We start from the raw sequence: 14,976 nt of genomic DNA, 5'->3' as shown, positions 1-14,976 counted from the left end.
TTCATGGCTCAAAACAGCTTTAAGCATGGCGATCGCGGACGCTGGCGTACGCCATGACCAACGCTATGTTTGATTACGACCTCCTGGTAATTGGTGCCGGATCGGCTGGTTTGTCGGCGGCGACGACCGCTGCCCAGCACGGCGCTCAGGTGGCGATCGCCGACCCCGACTTTATCGGGGGTACCTGCATCAATCGCGGCTGCGTGCCCAAAAAATTTCTGGTATTTGCCGCCGATTTTGCCCGTCAGCAGTGCCTGGCCAAAAGCTACGGCTGGGTCAACCCCAGCGGCCAGTTCGACTGGCTGATGCTGCGCACCGCGATCGATCAAGAGCTGGCCAAGCTGCGGCAGTCGTACCAGTCGAAGCTCACTAAACTGGGCGTTACCGTGCTGAGCGACGCGGCCCGGTTTGTTGACCCCCACAAGATCGAGCTGGGCGATCGCACCGTTACCGTCGATAAAGTCATCATCGCCACGGGTGCTAAGCCCGTAAAGCCCGACCTGCCCGGCATCGACTGTGGCCTCACCTCGCGCGACATGTTTCAGCTAGAGGCGCTGCCCAGCCAACTCACCATCGTGGGCGGCGGCTACATTGGGGCCGAGTTCAGCAATATTTTTGCCACCCTGGGCTGCAACGTCACTCTAATTGACAAAAACGACTGGATTTTGCCCGGCTTCGACGAAGACATTCGCAAAGCCCTGCACCACAGCCTGATGGATCAAGGCATTCGGATCTGTCCAGAAACCTCGCTCAAAGCGTTGCGCACCGATGAGAGCGGCATCCACGTTTCTCTGTCGGGCAAGCACGACGACACGCTGCTGGCTGATACGCTGCTGCTGGCCCTGGGGCGCAAGCCCAACCTGGAGGGCCTCAACCTGGAGGCAGCGGGGGTCGAGGTTGAGGAGGGGGCGATCGCCGTCGATGACTACAGCCGCACCTCGCAGCCGTCGATCTTTGCGATTGGCGACTGCACCGATCGCCTGCCGCTGACCCCCGTGGCCAAGGCCGAGGGTGCCGCCGCCGCCAAAACCCTCTTTAGCGATCGCCCCCAGGCCGTCTCCTATCGCTGGGTGCCCTCGGCGGTGTTTTGCTCCCCGGAAGCCGCCACCGTAGGCTGGAGCGAGGCCGAGGCCAGATCGCACGACGACCTGGACATTGAGGTGTGCTGCTCGCGGTTCACGCCGCTGCGCTACCTGCCGTCGTCCCAGACGCGAGAGGCGCTGATCAAGCTGGTGGTCAACGCCAAATCTCAAGAAATACTGGGCCTGCATCTGGTGGGCGACGAAGCCGCAGAGATGATTCAGGGGTTTATTCCGGCGCTGCGGCGGGGGCTAACGGTGGCCGAGCTGACCGAAACCATTGGCCTTCACCCCACCTCTGGCGAAGAAATTTTTGCCCTGGATTAGCCCAGCCTGCTCCACAGCATTTCTGAAGCTGGTGAGGTACACGTTCTACCCTTTGACGCTACTCAGTCTTCGATTTTTTCTTTAGGTTGAGACGTAACCGTCCCCTGAGCGGAGTCGTAGGCTTTGCCGCCCCAGAGGGGCTAGGGGACATCTCGAATGGGTTTTGGCTTCGACTCCGCTCAGCCAGCGTAGTTCTAGGAGATATTTCGGGTGGGTTTTGGCTCTCCCTTTGGGAGACGTTTCACGAACGACTCCGCTCAGCCAGCATAGCTCAGGAACGCTTACGTTTGAGAACAGCATTTAGTTATCGAAATTAGGAGAAAAGTGGTTATGACTAGCGATGTTTCACTGGATAGGAATGAGGTCAAGCAGGTGCGCGATCGCTCGCTGTGGACTGGCGTTGTACTCGCTATTTTTGGTGTGGTTGCGATTACGCTACCGATTGTTTCCACCGTTTTTGTGGAAACCTGGGTTGCTCTCATTTTGGCCTCTGCCGGGGCGACCAAGCTATTTTATGCCTATCAAACTCGCGCCCAGGGCGGCACGTTGTGGAAGGTGCTGCTCGGCATTCTCTACATTGCCACGGGCATCATGCTGTTTATCAACCCCCGCACCGGCATTTTGACGCTGACGCTTTTGCTGGGCAGCTTTTTGCTCACCGAGGGCGTGTTTGAGCTGATTTTGGCCTTTAAACTGCGGCCTCAGCAAAACTGGACTTGGGCGTTGGCCAACGGCATTATCACACTGCTGCTGGGGGCGATGATCTGGTTTCAGTTTCCCTTCGATGCGCCCTGGCTGCTGGGTACGCTGGTGGGGGCCAGCATTTTGTTTACCGGCATTTCTCGGATTGGGCTGTCGTTCAAGGCCCGCGAAGTGCTCAAGCATGAGTCTGAGTCAGCGGCCTCTGCCTAATGCAGGTCAAAGCTAAAGATTAAGGTTCCTGTAGGTTGGGTGAAGCGGAGCGTAACCCAACAGCAGTGAGCCTTGTTGGGTTTTGCTAGCGCGCCACCCAACCTACAAGTTTAATGATAGCCATCCTGCCCGGATGCTTCCTCTGTGGAGCATCCGGGCAGTTTTAGGTTTAAGGTCCGCCAGCGGTTTCTGCTACCAGCGATATAGTTGTAGAAACTGCGCCCACGGTTCTGAAAGCTATGGTGTTAGACGTTCTTGCTGCGATCGGGTTGAAGGAAACAGGCAAGTACGTCGCCAAAGATGTGTTGCTGCCCCTGCTGCAAGGCAGTCTGGAAGACTACGCGAAAGATTTCTTTAAGGGTTGTATTGCCGATGCAGCGGGTTTAGCCAGTCAAGCGCCTGTGCAGAAAGCGCTAGGCGAAGCGCTAAAGGCGTTTGTGGAACTGGTCGAAGAGGAACTGGAGTTTCAGGGCTGCTCTGGGGCGGAGATTCGCGATTTCTATGAGATTCCGCTGCGAGAGTTCATGCGGGATAAGGATGTAAAGGCGACGCTGGGCCGAGCCTTTGAGCCAGACTGCCGCAGTATAGATGCCGAGGTGCTGGCGCTGCGGTGGCAAGCGCTAGAGTTGCGCCCCTTACCTGAAGAGTTTGACTGGCCGCAAATCGGCAAGCAGTACGTGCGAGCGGTGAAGGGAATTTTGCGCAGTTCCGATGAGCTGCGGGATTTGCTAAAGCTGCACAACCAGGAGGCTATGCGCCAGGGCATTGAAACTCTGGTGGGCATTCCCACCGATTTTGACTTGCAGAAATATCAGGAGACCCTGCGGGAGCAGTACGGCAACCTGAAGCTGGAGTCGCTAGATACTTCGGCCTATGCCTACAACGACCTGAAGCTGTGGCGCATGTTTATTCCGCAAGATGTGCGGACGTGCCAGGAGTTTAACCCCAAGGTGTACGAGATTCCGAAGGAGAAGTTGAAGGAACTCCAGCAGCGGGGGGAGCTGGATGCGGAAGCGCTGGAGGCCGCGCAGATTGAGGCCTATCGACAGACCTACGTGGAGCAGCCGATTCAGAATGTGCTGGAGGTGGTGGGGCGCACGGCAGGGGTGGGGCAGCGAAACCGCCCGGTGGCAGACTGTGCCGTGGTGCTGGGCGATCCGGGGTCGGGGAAATCGACGCTGTTGCAGTATGTGGCGCTGCAGTGGGCCGAGCAGCCCATTCGCGATTTAAAGGAGTTGGCCCAGCGACCGCTGCCGCTGCTGATTGAGTTGCGAAAGTATGCGCGAGACCGGCACGACAAAAAATGCAGCAGCATTGTGGAATACCTGGATAAGGGCGATATTGCCTGTCGGCTAAACCAGCAGCGGCTCCATGAGGTGCTGCTGGCGGGGGATGCCATTGCCCTGTTTGACGGCATTGATGAGGTGTTTGACCCCAACCTGCGGGATGTGGTGGTGACGGATATTCACCGCTTTACAAACGACTACCCCCAGGTGCAGGTGGTGGTGACCTCGCGGTGGCTGGGGTACAAGGCGCAAACCCTGCGGGATGCGGGGTTTCAACACTACATGCTGCAAGACCTGACAGACGCGCAAATTGCTGAGTTTATTGCGCGGTGGCACGACCAGACGTTTCCCGAAGGGGCGGATAAGGTGCGCAAGCGGGAGCGGCTGCACAAGGCCATTCGCGAGTCGAAGGCGATTCGTGAACTGGCGGGGAACCCGCTGCTGCTGACGATGATGGCAATTTTGAACCGTAACCAGGAGCTACCCAGGAATAGACCGAAGCTGTATGAAAAGGCCTCGGAGGTGCTGCTGCACCAGTGGGATGTGGAGCGCAACCTGATCGAGCAGCGGCTCGACCCGATAGAAATAAATGAGACTGATAAACAGGCCATGCTGCGCAAGGTGGCCTTTCACATGCAGTCGGGCAAAGAGGGGCTGGCCGGGAATATCATTAGCGCCCAAGATCTGGAAGCAATTTTGACAGACTATTTGAAATCAATTGATGTCGATCAGCCACGAGTCGTAGCACGGCACATGATTCAACAGTTACGAACACGGAACTTCATTTTGTGCTCACTAGGCGCAGATAACTATGCCTTTGTGCATCGCACATTCTTGGAGTTCTTTGCGGCCTGGGCGTTTGTTTGGGAGTTCAAGGAAACGCAGACAATTACGTTTGAGGAATTACGCGATCAGACCTTTGGGGCGCATTGGCAAGAGGAAAGCTGGCAAGAAGTACTGCGGCTGATTACTGGCATGATTGATGCCAAATTTTCAAATCAACTAATTGAGTTCCTGATTAATCGAGAAATCAACAAGAAAAGGCACTTAGAGGCTTTTGGCTCTCCAGGACATCATACGAACTATTTACAACCCACTGGAGTAATTAATTTGCTTCTGGCGGCTGATTGTGTGTCAGAGCTTGGCAAAGGAAAAGTAGATGTGGCTAATCGTGACAAGCTCCTCAGGAAACTTAAGAGAGAGGTTGAATATCCTAAATTTAATTTAGCCTGGAATTCAGCACAAGCACTTTTAGAAAGAATCGCTTTTAATTACCCTGAAGAACTTCCTTGGCTTAAGCAAATGGTTGAAAATCCTGAAGTTTATGATGAATATTTTGACCAGCATTACTTTGATTTTCAAAAACACAATGTACCAGCTGAGGCTGTGTCAGCGATCGCAAAATATTTTCACGATCAACCCGATATTCTTCCTTGGCTACAGAAGGAGATCTACAGTGGATATCCATTTGTTCCTCAAGCTGCCGTCTCTGCAATTGCTGAGCACTACTCAAACCTTCCCTCAACCTTAAGTTGGCTACAAGAGCACGCTGAAGATGATGAAGAGATAATGAGCGTAGCTTATATCGCCATTGCAAGTTTCCAAAACAAGCATCCAGAAGTTTTAGACTGGCTCATGTTACAAGCTGAGTCAAATGACTGGAATTCTGTGATATCTAGTTCAATATATGCCATTGCAAAACATTTCTCTGATGATTTGAGAGTTTTCAGCTTTATCAAAGATAGATGCGAGAAAGAATCTGATTGGATGGTTCAAGCCACTCTTGCTGAAGTCGTTGATGAGTTTTTAACTCACCATTTTGGAGCAATCGAAGCAATCTTTAAAATCATGAACATTGCTTTCAATAAATATGATGATGTTGACCTTGAAGAAGGCGATAATTTGTCCATTTCGCCAAACAGATTTCTATATCTTCATAAGCTACTTAAGATCTTCGTTCGCCAGTCTCGTGCTGATTCCAGAAGTCTTGAATTCTTGAATGATGTTGCCACTAAGGATCCCGACAAGCAGTTAAGAGATTGGGCAGCAAAGCTATCAAATAGAATTGCAGTCAGGAGACAAGAACTGGAAGCCAAAAATCATCAATAACTTCTGAGTAAAATAAATAGAGCATTGTCAGTGAAAAATCCCTTTAAACAATCTCAGCATGCTGACTCGGCAATATCCTAACCACCCCAAGACCTTGAACTGCTGCGCGATCGCGCCCAAAACGACAACGACGAGCAGCTCAGAGAATGGGCAGCGGAGCAGCTTGCAAAGCTTCAGAGTGAGGCTTAGCCATGCCAGCTAGAGATGCTTTTCACGATGCCGTTCGCCACGCCCTTGAAAAAGATGGCTGGACAATCACCCACGATCCGTTGCCCATTCGGGCTGAATTTGGCCAAATGTACATCGACCTCGGAGCCGAGAAAGTGTTGGCAGCAGAGCGAGAAGGACAAAAAATTGCTGTTGAAATCAAGAGCTTCATTCAAAACTCACCCATTTCAGAATTTCATACAGCCCTGGGGCAGTTCATCAACTATCGCACCATTCTGGCCGAGCAAGAACCCGATCGCATCCTATATCTAGCCGTTCCCCTTGACACCTACAGTTCCTTTTTTTCGCTAAAAATAGTTCAAGCCATCCTCAAAGAAAACCGTCTCAAACTGATTGTCTATCGACCCCAACAGGAGGCAATAACGCAATGGATAAGTTAGAAAGCTACCGGAAGATTCTACAAAAACTTCTGTATGACTACGCCCAGCTTGGCGATGCTGATGCAGCCGTTGAGACTCAGATAATTGCCGATACCGTAAGAGATCACTACCAGCTTGTGCAGGTCGGCTGGCAAAACGACTGGCGTATTTACGGCTGCATTTTGCATCTAGACATCAAAGACGGCAAAGTCTGGCTTCAGCACAACGGTACCGAAGACGACATTCCCGCTGAACTGGCGAAGATGGGGGTTCCCAAAACCGATATTGTGGTGGGCTTTCATTCACCCTTCAAGCGCCAGTTCACTGAGTATGCCGTGAGCTGAGCGATCGCTATTGGATACTCTAAAAGCGCGACAAGCTACGCGTTCAGGGACCGGGTGCCTATTTAGGCATTACCCATTCTCTGGCGACACAGTAGGCACCCGGTCCCTTTTAGATCAATCCAGCTGTCGCCAGCGCAGCAGGTAGCTAAACACCTCGCCCTGCTCTGGGGTAATCAAAATCCCCGACTCTGAGATGGTTACCAACTGGCTCCACTCCCGCTGTTCGGCGTAGCGGAGCAGGTGCAGGTGGTTGATTGCCCCGCGCACCCCGTCGGGTGAACCGATCACCAGATGGCGCAATCGCTCTCGCCCCGGCTGGGGGTTGGGTGTTTCGAGGAAAGGCGAGTCTAGGGACCGGGTGCTTTGAAAGCACCCGGTCCCTGGGATATGAAACAACATAAAGGTTTCCTCCAAAGGAAGGGATGGGTAGGAAACCAAAATTTGGCCGCTCCCAGAGGTCGTGCGGTTCGGAGCGGCCAAGAGTAAAATGCTACTCAGCCACCGAGACTGCTGTACTCAGCTTGGGGGTCAGCCGCTGGTTGGAGGGCCTAATCTCCTTCCAGTGGCGCTCGACCAAATTTTGGGAATCAAGCTGCTCGCACTACAGCTCTTAACTGAGAAATCTAGCCTATTGCGATCGCCCAGGCAAGTCAAAATCGCTACAGAGTGCGTCTCCGTCTTGAACCTTTACATTGCGGGGGCGATGGCGCTGTGCCAGCCCTGGTTGCTGAGCTGCGGCTGTGGTAAGGGCTACATTCAGCCGCAATATCATCGGTGTATTGCCGCACAACGTTTCATTCAGCCGCCACACCTTTAGTGTGTCGCCGCGATCCGTCGTTGTAGAAGCGCGATGCTTTAGATGCACGGCTGCATTCTTTAGATTCATGCCTGCAACCTTTAGATTCACGCGTGCATGCTTTAGATGCAGGGCTGCATCCTTTAGATCGCGCCCTGACAACGTTGCTGCAATAGCTCAACTGCTTTCTGCATCTATAGCATCCTTCGCTGTCATAGAGTGATTTCGAGTTTGCAGCCGCCACACGTTAATATGCTCAATGCACAACGTCGCTGTCATTGCTGCATGTCAATTATGCTGCTCTCGCATTAAGCCTGCGGCTCCAGCGATCGGCGTCAGCAAGGGCAACATTCATACAGGTTTCGCTCAATCAATTGGTTTGAGGCTGCGATTCTCTTAATTGAGGCACAGTTAGCTTCGAATTGATCCTCACTGATGTAGAAATGACGAAGACATCAGCAAAAGTAGAGGCATCCCCACTCAATTGACAGCGTTTTGAAAGTCACATTGATAACAGTCCAATCGATAGAAGGCGATCTTTAGCCTGTTTGTTAGGGTGCCAATAAGACGAACGCTAAAGAGATTATGCCGTTACTATCCCAATCAGAATTCAAGCGGTTGAGCCAGTCTGCGAGCGACTACTCCGCTTCTATCTATCTGCCCACCCACGCAGCCGGGCCAGAAATTCAGCAAGATCCGATTCGGCTCAAAAATTTGCTTGGTGAGGCAGAAACCAAACTGTTAGAAGCGGGTATGAACAAGCGGGGGGTGCAGCAGCTGCTTCAGCCCGGCCTTGACCTGCTCGAAGACGACACCTTTTGGCGACACCAGAGCCAGGGACTGGCGCTATTTATGACCGCCGATGGCATGGCGCTGTACCGACTGCCGCTGGCGTTTGAGTCGCTGGTGGTGGTGGGCGATCGCTTTCACCTCAAGCCTTTGCTGCCGCTGTTTTCGAGCGATCGCTACTTTTACCTGCTGGCGCTCAGCCAAAACCAGGTGCGACTGTTTCAGGCCACCCGCTACCACATTAGCGAAGTTGAGCTGGAGCGGGTGCCCACCAGCCTGGCAGAGGCGCTGCGCTATGACGACCCCCAGGCCCAGCTGCAATTCCACAACGTTAGCGGTTCGGGCAGCGTGCCCACCTACCACGGCCACGGCGCTGGCACCGACGACAACAAAGAGAATATTCAGCGCTTCTTGCGCACCGTAAACGAGGGGCTACACCCCTACCTCAACCAGGAAAATGCGCCGCTGGTAATCGCCTCGGTTGACTACCTGCAGCCGATCTACCGCGAGGTGAATACCTACCCTCACCTGCTCGCAGAGGGCATTGCGGGCAACCCGGATGTGGCCAACCCTGACGATTTGCGCGAGGCCGCCTGGGAGAAAGTTGCCGCGCTGCTGGATGAGTCTCACCAGCAGGCCATGGTGCACTACAACAACCTTAAAAGCACCGACCAGGCTACCGATCGCCTACCCGACCTGCTGCCCGCCGCCTGCCGTGGTCAGGTGGATGTGCTGTTTACCAAAGCCAATGCCCACTGCTGGGGACAGTTTGATTTCAATTCAGGCCAGCTACAGCAGCACGACCAGCCCCAGCCCCACGACCAGGACCTGCTTGATCTGGCGGCGGTGCAGACCTTTTTGCAGGGGGGCACGGTTTACGTGCTCGACGAAGAGGCCATGCCAACGTCAACTCCGGTGGCGGCGGTCTACCGCTACACTCTGGCGACCTAAGACTACCCATTTGTCTGGGGTCAACCTGGCCTGGGCTCCTGCACTGTAGGAGATAGCAATTTAGCTATCTCCAGGAGCCTGGCATGACCGACGAAACGAGTTCGCATTCGCAAGCGCTGAGCGCTCTATCGAACGGGCTGGCCGATGCTGTGGCCGCCGTTGCCCCTGGTCTGGTTGCCGTCAAAGGGCAACGGCGGGCCTACAGCGGCCTGCACTGGCAGCCGGGGGTGGTCGTCACCGCCGACTATGGTTTGGGGCGATCGAACCGGCTTGCCCTCACCCTGCCCGACGGCAATGTGATGGAGGCGGAGGTGTCGGGCCGCGATCGCGCCCTTGACCTGGCCATTATTCGCCTCGATCGCACCGATTTGCCCCTGCCTGCCACCAGCGATGGTGCCGATCTGCGGGTGGGGCAGCTGGTGCTGGCGGTGGGCCAGTCGTGGGAGTACGGCGTCAGCGCCAGCCTGGGCCTGGTGGGCAACCTGGGCGGGCCGTGGCAAACCTCCCAGGGGCGATCGATCGATCGCCTGATTCGCCCCGATGTTAACCTCTACCCCAACCTGCTGGGGGGGCCGCTGGTGAATACTGCCGGGCAGGTGCTGGGGCTCAACCTGAACGGGCCGCGCAACCGGGTGGTGACGCTCCCTACCGCGACGCTGACCCGCATTGTCGCCACCCTGCTGGAGCGCGGCAGCCTCAGCCGGGGCTACCTGGGGGTGGGGTTACAGCCCGTGGCTTTGCCCAAAACCCAGTCGAGCGAAACTGGGCTACTGGTGGTCAGCCTCGATGCCGAAGGGCCAGCGGAGCAGGCCAGTTTGCTAATTGGCGATATTCTGCTGGCGGTGGATGGTCAGACTGTGCAGGATTTGCAGTCGGTCTACGGCCATCTGATCGACAGCCCGGTGGGGCAGACCGTGTCGCTACACCTGCTGCGGGGCGGTCAGCCGCTGGAGGTGGCGGTGACGCTGGGCGCACAGCCCCAGGGAGGATCGCGATGAGCCTTCAAGCTTTGAACGATGATATGGCGGCGATCGCAGCTCTCCTCAAGCAGTCCACCGTGCTCGTTCAGGGTGCCGCTGGCGCGGTGGGGTCGGGCGTAGTCTGGGATGCGTCGGGCCTGGTTGTCACCAATGCCCATGTCGTGCCCCAGCGCCGGGTCTGGGTCAGCCTGAGCGATGGACGGCGACTCGCGGCTGACCGGGTCGGCTACAGCCAGCGGCTCGATCTGGCGGCCCTCAAGATTGAGGCAACGGGGTTGCGATCCGTTCCTATCGGCGATGCCAGGGCGCTGCGGGTGGGGCAGCTGGTGCTGGCGGTGGGTAACCCGATGGGCGAGGTGGGGGCTACGGCGCTGGGCATGGTGGCGGCCAAACCAGTGATTCCCCGCTGGGTGCAGGCCGATATTGCCCTGGCACCGGGCTACTCAGGCGGGCCTTTGGCCAATCTGGCGGGCGAGGTGGTCGGCCTCAACACATTGATTGCCGCCGGTCGGGGTCACGCGATTCCAACCGCTCTGGTGCAGCGGTTTTTGGGCGCTCAGCCCGACCAGCCTTACCTGGGTATTAGGGTGCAGCCGAGGGCGGCGATCGCGACCGAAGGGCGGCCCGAGTGGGTGGTCGCTGAGGTGGTGCCCGCTAGCCCAGCCGCCAGGGCGGGGCTGGTGACGGGCGATCGCATTCTTGGCATCAATGGGCGGCTATTTCGCCACCCCGGCGACCTGATGGATTGGCTAGATTGTTTGATACCCGATCAAACTCTGGTGATCCACGTGAGTCAGGGCGGAGAACCCATCGTTTGTACCCTCACCGTGGGCCGGCCTCCCATTCAGGAGCAGGCGGCATGAAGCGGGTGCTCGTGATCAGCCCAGCGGCGGTCACCCAGGCCGAGTTAGCGAACCTGATCGCTGAGGAGAGCGAGGGCGAGGCTGAGCCCAGGTGGCAGGTTGTTGCGGCGGCGCAGTCGTTTGCTGGGGCCGCTTCTGGACCCGCTTTGGGCTGGAATCCGGCCCCAGTCGCCGACTGTGCCTTGGTTAGCTGGCCCGCAGACGGGCTGCCCGATCTCGACCTTTTACTCAACGAAGATATACCCGTTGTTGCCCTGCTCGATGACTGGAACGATGTTGCCCTGCCCGAACTGCTGCAAATGGGTCGGGTGGGGCTGCTGCCCAACCAGGCCAGCGGTGCCGAAATTGTAGCGGCCCTCGACGCGGCGGCGGCGGGGCTAATCGTCATTCACCCCAGGGTGTTGGGCCACCTGCTCACCCTCAACAGCGCCCTCGATCGCAGGGATGCGCTGGATCAGCCCGAAGCCCTGACCCCGCGCGAGGTGGAGGTGTTGACAATGCTGGCCGAGGGGCTGAGCAACAAGGCGATCGCCCGCCGCCTGCACCTCTCAGAGCACACGGTTAAGTATCACACCAGCGCTATCTTCGCAAAGCTGAACGTGTCGAGTCGCACCGAAGCGGCGATCGCCGGAGCCAGGGCCGGGCTCATTCTGCTGTGAATGACAGCGGTGAGGCAATCAATAAAAAAGGGTGCTAGACAGCACCCCTTCCCCAAGCAGTTTGGCTATATCAATTCGCTCTCAAGCTTCTACTCTAAATGCGAGGATCCGAAGAGGTGGGAGTAGTCACGCGATCGTCCGTGCGGTAGGTCGTCGTGGTGCGGTCCCGGTTGCGTCCCGCCAAGCCAGCCAGGCCAAGCAGGCCCAAGAGGCCCAGCCAGCCCCAGTCAAAGCCGTCGTCTTCGACAGCATAGCCCGGATCAGAGTAGCCTGCGCCAGGCGCGACCGGCTCAGGCGCAACGTCGTCAGAAAGGGTTGGATCAACCGGGTCAGGCGTGGTTTGGGCAGCAGCCGGTAGCGCAGAGGGCAAAACAGCCAAGCTCAGCGCCAGTGCACTAGCGCCAACCCATTTCGATACAAAATTGCTTTTCATACATTGAATTCCTAAAGCCGAGTTTTCTAACAACAAGGGATGCCTGGTTATCTGTAGTGGCTAAACCTTAGCTGCAAGCCGTCAACCACAAACTACAATTTGGCTGCGGTTCAGTACGTTCAGCCCAACAGAGCAAACCTTCGATTCATATACAGTAAAGTCTTTTTTCTTAAGTGTGATTCATCGTTAGTTAGACCTTTCTATCGGTCTATCTACTGCTAATGGTTAAGCGAGCTTTAGCCTGTAGCGGTCCTATTTAATTTGTGAAAATTTATTGCCAGCTTCGACTCCGCTCAGCTAGCAGCGTTGGCTTCGGCTTGACTCAGGGAACGTTGGCTTCGACTCCGCTCAGCCAACGTTTCTTATACAGAGCTGGAGGGGATAATTAGTGTCACCAGCCGAGAGACTTGCTATTAGAACGCTATCCATACAATTACTTCGAGAAGGTTTTTAATCCCGCACCTTTTAGCCATATCTGTAAATGAACACCGGCTTCATTTCTCTTTACACATAAAGCTTCAGTATTCCGCACCATTAAGGTAATACGGTGAGAGGATACGAGTATTTAACAAGCCACAGATCTGCTTATAAACTCCAAAAATCATCCTCAAGTCAGATGACACTTCCGCCGATTTAGCTGAAGCTGCCCCTACTTCCTGAGTCGCTGCTGAATTGATTCATGTCCTGAATCATCGCCTTGCCCTTACAAGCAAACAGGATCTTGCAAATTATGGCTGCATTTACAATCGCTGGCTTTACGTTTGAAGAGAACGATCTAGTCACCGAGGGCTCCATTGTAGAAAACCCATCGGCAACCCAGCTCTTTTTGTCGGGGCTACAGTTTCCCGAACTGTTAGACAACACTGCCGGTTCGCTGGTGGGTGGAAGCGATGGCCAGTCGATCGCGTTGGGCAACCTTTTCAACCGCTCAACTCTTGAATTAACCTGGGAGGCTGGCGCTGGACCCGTTAACCAGGCGGGCGATGACTTTGTTGTCTACGAAAATGGGTTCGCCAATGGCCCTGAGTACTACGCTGTCGCCGTTCGCAGCGCCACCACAGGGCTTTTCACCCCGTTTCGTTACGAAACCTTTAATAGCTACGACGAAAGCGCCATCAGCGGCTCAGACGACGGTACGGGGCTCTTTGCCACAGCCTTCGATTTAAGCGATTTTGGTCTAGCCTCGGGAGAAGCCATTGATGCTGTTCGCATTAAAAATTTGACGGCAGCAGATATAGCCAGCGATATCTTTGACCAGGGACTACTTGGCCTGACCGATACCAATGGTTTCAACGTATTGTTTGACTATTTTCAAAGGCCACTCACCCTAGACAAATTTGACCCTGATATCACTCTGGTTGCGGGGCTCAATGGCGGTACGCTGTCGCCTCAGCCTTTACAGCTCTTCGACACCAGCAATAATTTGGTCGGCGGTTTTGGCAGCATTCAGTCGGCTGTAGATGCCGCCAGCGATGGCTACATTCTGCTGGCCGCCGCTGGTACCTACAGCGAAGACGTTATTCTTGACAAAGAGCTAACCCTAATTGGAGCCAACTTTGGGCTGGCAGGCAACGACAGTGCCCGTGGCCCCGAATCTATTGTGGAAGGGTCGTTCACGCTTGGCGACAACAATATTTCGATTTTGGGGTTTGAGTTTACAAATGACTCAGCGACCATTCAAGGCGGCGGTAGTCGCGATAATTTTAGCAATATTGCGATCGCGTTCAACGACTTTGTGGGGTTAACCAACTCTACCCAAACCTTCATCACCAATGGATTTGGTACCGGAGGCGCACCGTCGGGAGGGGCTAACTGGTCTATTACTGAAAATTACTTTGATGGCATCAGCGGCAACGATGCCTCAATCATGCGCATCGACAATGTCAACGGCCTGCTGATCGCAGACAATGTCGGCTTTCATGACGATGCCAGTGCCTTTGGGCGGCGAGGCATTCAGGTCGACAATTCTCAGAATGTGGAAATTTTAGGAAACGCCATTGATCTGGGTGTAACCGACTTTTCTAGCGAAGCCGACCTATTTAATGCCGCCCTCTACAACCTTCAGCTTTCTCTAGATAGCGACGGCTCGGCTAGCTCTACTTCGAATGTCTTAATTGCAGATAACACATTCTCGGGTGCCTACGACGGCATTGTCACCCTCGACGATCGCGACTTGACTGAGGTGGCGATCGTCAACAACACATTCTCTGAGCTGTTTTATGGCGTTCGTCTCGCAGCGGGGCCGGGGGAATTAAGCCAGGGCACTCAGTCTGATATTGAGATTAGCAGCAACATTTTTGAGGCTATTACAGCCGCTGCCGTCGCATTTGATCATCGAGAGCCAGCCGAAGCTTTCGCCGATATTGTGGTTGAGGACAACACGTTTAGGGGCGAATTTGCCGGTATCGATCACATCAGCCCAGAGATGCGCACAATATCGGGTACCAACCTCTTTGAAGGTTCCAACGGCAGCGACGAATTGCTGGGCGGCAGCGGCGACGATGGCCTTTTTGGCTTTGGCGGCAACGACTTTTTTACCGCTGGCGCTGGTAACAATATCGCGGTTGGCGGTGAAGGTGTAGACACCTTTGCCCTGGTTGAAGGGGCCGGCATTACTACCGTAGTAGACTTTGATGCCGCCGTAGATAAGCTGACCAACGCCACCTTTTTTGATGTGATTTTGGCCCAGGGCACGGGCGAAGCGGGCAATACTACGTTTGTTTTAGACGATACCACCTTTGATGTAATGGTCCAATTATTGTCAACCAATGTGGCAGACATTACCCCAGCCACGTTTGTCTAAGCTGACCCTGACTTAAATTGCAGGGTAATTTCTACAGCTATTTGTAGGATGCATCATC

At 55.0% G+C, this 14,976-nt stretch carries 13 protein-coding genes; 10 read left to right on the top strand and 3 right to left on the bottom strand.

Annotated elements, in window-relative coordinates:
- Positions 1–65 precede the first annotated feature (65 nt).
- The 5 genes from ACQ4N7_RS09555 (at position 66) to ACQ4N7_RS09535 (ending at position 6,644) form a co-directional block, all read left to right on the top strand.
- Positions 66–1,406, top strand: coding sequence for a dihydrolipoyl dehydrogenase family protein (locus ACQ4N7_RS09555; protein WP_430711380.1), 1,341 nt, complete (start codon positions 66–68; stop codon positions 1,404–1,406).
- 330 nt (positions 1,407–1,736) lie between these two features.
- The gene (locus ACQ4N7_RS09550) at positions 1,737–2,318 is read left to right on the top strand and encodes an HdeD family acid-resistance protein (protein ID WP_430711379.1); all 582 of its coding nucleotides are present in this window, start codon (positions 1,737–1,739) and stop codon (positions 2,316–2,318) included.
- A 239-nt stretch (positions 2,319–2,557) separates the two neighbouring features.
- Positions 2,558–5,713, top strand: coding sequence for an NACHT domain-containing protein (locus ACQ4N7_RS09545; RefSeq protein WP_430711378.1), 3,156 nt, complete (start codon positions 2,558–2,560; stop codon positions 5,711–5,713).
- 191 nt (positions 5,714–5,904) lie between these two features.
- A complete protein-coding gene (locus ACQ4N7_RS09540) occupies positions 5,905–6,321 on the top strand; it encodes a XisH family protein (protein ID WP_430711377.1) in 417 nt (138 codons plus the stop codon).
- A complete protein-coding gene (locus tag ACQ4N7_RS09535) occupies positions 6,309–6,644 on the top strand; it encodes a XisI protein (RefSeq protein ID WP_430711376.1) in 336 nt (111 codons plus the stop codon). Before ACQ4N7_RS09540 ends, ACQ4N7_RS09535 begins: the two co-directional genes overlap by 13 nt.
- Before the next feature lie 114 nt (positions 6,645–6,758).
- On the opposite strand, the gene ACQ4N7_RS09530 is transcribed toward ACQ4N7_RS09535, so the two are convergent.
- Positions 6,759–7,043: a hypothetical protein gene (locus ACQ4N7_RS09530; RefSeq protein ID WP_430711375.1), complete on the bottom strand. Its 285-nt coding sequence runs from the start codon at positions 7,041–7,043 to the stop codon at positions 6,759–6,761.
- 229 nt (positions 7,044–7,272) lie between these two features.
- On the bottom strand, positions 7,273–7,530 hold the full coding sequence (locus tag ACQ4N7_RS09525) for a hypothetical protein (RefSeq protein ID WP_430711374.1): 258 nt from the start codon (positions 7,528–7,530) through the stop codon (positions 7,273–7,275).
- 495 nt (positions 7,531–8,025) lie between these two features.
- On the opposite strand from ACQ4N7_RS09525, the gene ACQ4N7_RS09520 reads away from it, so the two are divergent.
- The 4 genes from ACQ4N7_RS09520 (at position 8,026) to ACQ4N7_RS09505 (ending at position 11,682) form a co-directional block, all read left to right on the top strand.
- A complete protein-coding gene (locus ACQ4N7_RS09520) occupies positions 8,026–9,180 on the top strand; it encodes a hypothetical protein (protein WP_430711373.1) in 1,155 nt (384 codons plus the stop codon).
- Positions 9,181–9,263: 83 nt separating this feature from the next.
- Positions 9,264–10,178 carry a S1C family serine protease gene (locus ACQ4N7_RS09515; protein WP_430711372.1) on the top strand — a complete coding sequence of 305 codons (915 nt, stop codon included), beginning with the start codon at positions 9,264–9,266 and terminating at the stop codon, positions 10,176–10,178.
- Entirely contained in the window at positions 10,175–11,023 is an 849-nt protein-coding gene (locus ACQ4N7_RS09510) for a S1C family serine protease (protein ID WP_430711371.1), read from the top strand. Before ACQ4N7_RS09515 ends, ACQ4N7_RS09510 begins: the two co-directional genes overlap by 4 nt.
- Complete coding sequence (locus tag ACQ4N7_RS09505) at positions 11,020–11,682, top strand: response regulator transcription factor (protein ID WP_430711370.1); 663 nt, start codon at positions 11,020–11,022, stop codon at positions 11,680–11,682. The genes ACQ4N7_RS09510 and ACQ4N7_RS09505 overlap by 4 nt, the downstream gene beginning before the upstream one ends.
- Positions 11,683–11,776: 94 nt before the next feature.
- Here ACQ4N7_RS09505 and ACQ4N7_RS09500 read toward each other — a convergent pair whose 3' ends face one another.
- On the bottom strand, positions 11,777–12,115 hold the full coding sequence (locus tag ACQ4N7_RS09500) for a WGxxGxxG family protein (RefSeq protein WP_430711369.1): 339 nt from the start codon (positions 12,113–12,115) through the stop codon (positions 11,777–11,779).
- Between the two features lie 730 nt (positions 12,116–12,845).
- Between ACQ4N7_RS09500 and ACQ4N7_RS09495 the strand changes: the two genes are divergently transcribed.
- The gene (locus ACQ4N7_RS09495) at positions 12,846–14,918 is read left to right on the top strand and encodes a hypothetical protein (RefSeq protein ID WP_430711368.1); all 2,073 of its coding nucleotides are present in this window, start codon (positions 12,846–12,848) and stop codon (positions 14,916–14,918) included.
- The last annotated feature ends 58 nt before the right edge of the window (positions 14,919–14,976 follow it).

Origin of the sequence: Nodosilinea sp. AN01ver1 (assembly GCF_050565655.1) — a bacterium.
Lineage (GTDB): Bacteria > Cyanobacteriota > Cyanobacteriia > Phormidesmidales > Phormidesmidaceae > Nodosilinea.
The sequence above is the reverse complement of the archived record's forward strand: the minus strand, read 5'-3'. Positions and strand labels throughout refer to the sequence as shown.